Source organism: Catenulispora rubra (assembly GCF_015356825.1).
Classification (GTDB): Bacteria; Actinomycetota; Actinomycetes; order Streptomycetales; family Catenulisporaceae; genus Catenulispora; species Catenulispora rubra.
Genome location: NZ_JAACYW010000524.1, coordinates 1 through 3,241 on the forward strand (window position 1 = coordinate 1; position 3,241 = coordinate 3,241).

A 3,241-nucleotide genomic window follows, 5' to 3' on the forward strand; every position below is an offset into this window, starting at 1 on the left:
CCGCCACCCCCGCCCCCGCCGCGCGTCCCACGCTGGTCGAGCTGGAGCAGAGCTCCCCGTTCGCCGACCGGCACATCGGCCCGGACGCCGAGGCGGCCGGCCGCATGCTCTCCCTGCTCGGCTACGACTCGCTCGACGCGCTGACCGAGGCCGCCGTGCCCGGCTCCATCCGCCTCACCGAGCGCCTGAACCTGCCGCCGGCGCGCTCGGAGTCCGAGGTGCTGACGGAGCTGCGCGACATCGCCGGCCGCAACCGCGTCTTCCGTCCCATGATCGGCCTGGGCTACCACGGCACCTTCACCCCGCCGGTGATCCTGCGCAACGTGCTGGAGAACCCGGCCTGGTATACCGCCTACACCCCCTATCAGCCGGAGATCTCCCAGGGCCGGCTGGAGGCGCTGCTCAACTTCCAGACCGTGGTCGCCGACCTGGCCGGGCTGCCGGTGGCCAACGCCTCCCTGCTGGACGAGGCCACCGCCGCCGCCGAGGCCATGACCCTGGCCCGCCGGTCCACCAAGTCCAAGTCGCACCGCTTCCTGGTCGACGCCGACGTCTTCCCGCAGACCCTGGCCGTGCTGCAGACCCGCGCCGAGCCGCTGGGCATCGAGCTGGCGCTCGCCGACCTGTCCGCGGACCAGCTGCCCGAGGGCGAGTTCTACGGCGTGCTGGTGCAGTACCCCGGCGCTTCCGGCCAGGTCCGCGACCTCAAGGCGATCGCCGAGGCCGCGCACGTGCGCGGCGCGCTGGTCGCGGTGGCCGCCGACATCCTTTCCCTGACCCTGCTCACCTCGCCCGGCGAGGCCGGCGCCGACATCGCGGTCGGCTCCACGCAGCGTTTCGGCGTGCCGCTGGGCTTCGGCGGACCGCACGCCGGCTACATGGCCGTGCGTGAGAACCTGTCCCGTTCGCTGCCCGGCCGCCTGGTCGGGGTGTCGGTGGACGTCGACGGTGGGCAGGCGCTCCGGCTGGCGTTGCAGACCCGTGAGCAGCACATCCGCCGCGAGAAGGCGACGTCCAACATCTGTACCGCGCAGGTGCTGCTGGCCGTGATCGCCGGGATGTACGCGGTGTACCACGGCCCCGAGGGCCTGACCGCGATCGCCCGCCGCACCCACCGCTACACCGCGGTGCTGGCCGCCGGGCTGCGCGAGGCCGGGGTCGAGGTCGTGCCGACCGCGTTCTTCGACACGCTGACGGTGCGGGTGCCGGGCCGGGCCGCCGAGATCTGGCGCGCGGCGCTGTCCTCGGGCGTGAACCTGCGGCTGGTCGACGAGGACACCGTCGGCGTGTCCTGCGACGAGACCACCGACTGGGCCGACCTGCGGGCGGTGTGGTCGGCCTTCGGCGTCGCCGGCCAGACCGGGGGAGCGGCGGCGGGCGTCCACGAACTGGACGCGGCCACCGAGGACGCGCTCGGCGAGCACGTGCGCGGCACCGAGTTCCTGACGCACCCGGTCTTCCACGCGCACCGCTCCGAGACCGCGATGCTGCGCTACCTGCGCAAGCTCGCCGACCGCGACATCGCGCTGGACCGATCGATGATCCCGCTCGGCTCCTGCACGATGAAGCTGAACGCGACCACCGAGATGGAGCCGATCACCTGGCCGGAGTTCGGGGCGATCCACCCCTTCGCGCCGCTGGACCAGGCCGCGGGCTACCTGTCGCTGATCGGGCAGCTGGAGGGCTGGCTGGCCGAGGTCACCGGCTACGCGCGGGTGTCCGTGCAGCCGAACGCCGGCTCGCAGGGCGAGCTGGCCGGGCTGCTGGCCGTCCGCGCCTACCACCGTGACCTCGGGCAGGAGCAGCGCGACGTGTGCCTGATCCCGTCCTCGGCGCACGGCACCAACGCCGCCTCCGCGGTGATGGCCGGCATGCGCGTGGTGGTCGTGGCCAGCCGCGAGGACGGCTCGGTCGACGTCACCGACCTGAAGGTGAAGATCGAGAAGCACCGCGACCAGCTCAGCGTGCTGATGATCACCTACCCCTCGACGCACGGCGTGTTCGAGGAGGAGGTCACCGAGATCTGCGACCTGGTGCACGCCGCCGGCGGCCAGGTCTACGTGGACGGCGCGAACCTGAACGCCATGGTCGGCCTGGCCAAGCCGGGCCACTTCGGCGGCGACGTCTCGCACCTGAACCTGCACAAGACCTTCTGCATCCCGCACGGCGGCGGCGGCCCGGGCGTCGGCCCGGTCGGCGTCCGCGCGCACCTGGCGCCGTACCTGCCGAACCACCCGCTGCACCCGATCGCGGGGCCTCGGACAGCAGAGAACGCAGCCGGCGGCGTCGGCCCGGTCTCGGCCGCGCCGTGGGGCTCGGCGGGCATCCTGCCGATCCCGTGGGCGTACATCCGCCTGATGGGTGCCGAGGGTCTGCGTTCGGCGACGCAGCACGCGATCCTCGCGGCGAACTACGTGGCCAAGCGGCTGTCGGAGCACTACCCGGTGCTGTACACCGGCCCGAACGGCCTGGTCGCGCACGAGTGCATCATCGACCTGCGCCAGATCACCAAGGACACCGGCGTCACCGTCGACGACGTGGCCAAGCGCCTGATCGACTACGGCTTCCACGCCCCGACGATGTCCTTCCCGGTGGCCGGCACCCTGATGATCGAGCCCACCGAGAGCGAGGACCTGGCCGAGCTGGACCGCTTCTGCGAGGCGATGCTGGCGATCAAGGGCGAGATCGACCGCGTCGCGAGCGGCGACCTGGACCGCGAGGACAACCCGCTCCGCCAGGCCCCGCACACCGCCGCCACCCTGGTCGGCGACTGGAAGCACGGCTACGAGCGCGCCGAGGCGGTGTTCCCGGCCGGCGTGAACCCGGCGGACAAGTACTGGCCGCCGGTGCGGCGCATCGACGGGGCTTATGGGGACCGGAACCTGGTGTGTTCTTGCCCGGCGCCGGAGGCTTTCGAGGGCTGATGGTCCGAGGGCTGATGGCTGATGGTTCGGTGAGCGCGGTGGCGTTCACGTAAGGCGAGTGCTTGGCGCCCCGCAGACTGAGTTCGTGGTCTGCGGGGCGCTTTGTCGTGGCGGCGCGGGCGGCGCCGTGTGTCAGGCGGCCAGGGGCACGGCTTCGCTGTGTGCCTCGGGCGCGTCGAGTGGCTGCGCGGTGCTTCGGGCGCGCCAGGCGCGGGTGAGGGCAGTGGCCAGGAGGACGGGGGTGGCGGCGATGGTGAAGCAGGCGGAGAGGGGGCAGCGCGCCGTTCGACGGCGACGGCGTCGAGGCACACCTGGCC

At 72.8% G+C, this 3,241-nt stretch carries 2 protein-coding genes; one reads left to right on the forward strand and one right to left on the reverse strand.

Annotated features, from left to right (window positions below; genetic code table 11):
- Window positions 1-32: 32 nt before the first annotated feature.
- Entirely contained in the window at window positions 33-2,924 is a 2,892-nt protein-coding gene (gene gcvP / locus GWK61_RS53440; RefSeq protein WP_194922073.1) for an aminomethyl-transferring glycine dehydrogenase, read from the forward strand.
- Between the two features lie 132 nt (window positions 2,925-3,056).
- On the opposite strand, the gene GWK61_RS58015 is transcribed toward gcvP, so the two are convergent.
- Window positions 3,057-3,241 (reverse strand): hypothetical protein (locus GWK61_RS58015; RefSeq protein WP_228564492.1); only part of this gene is annotated, 185 nt, incomplete at its 5' end.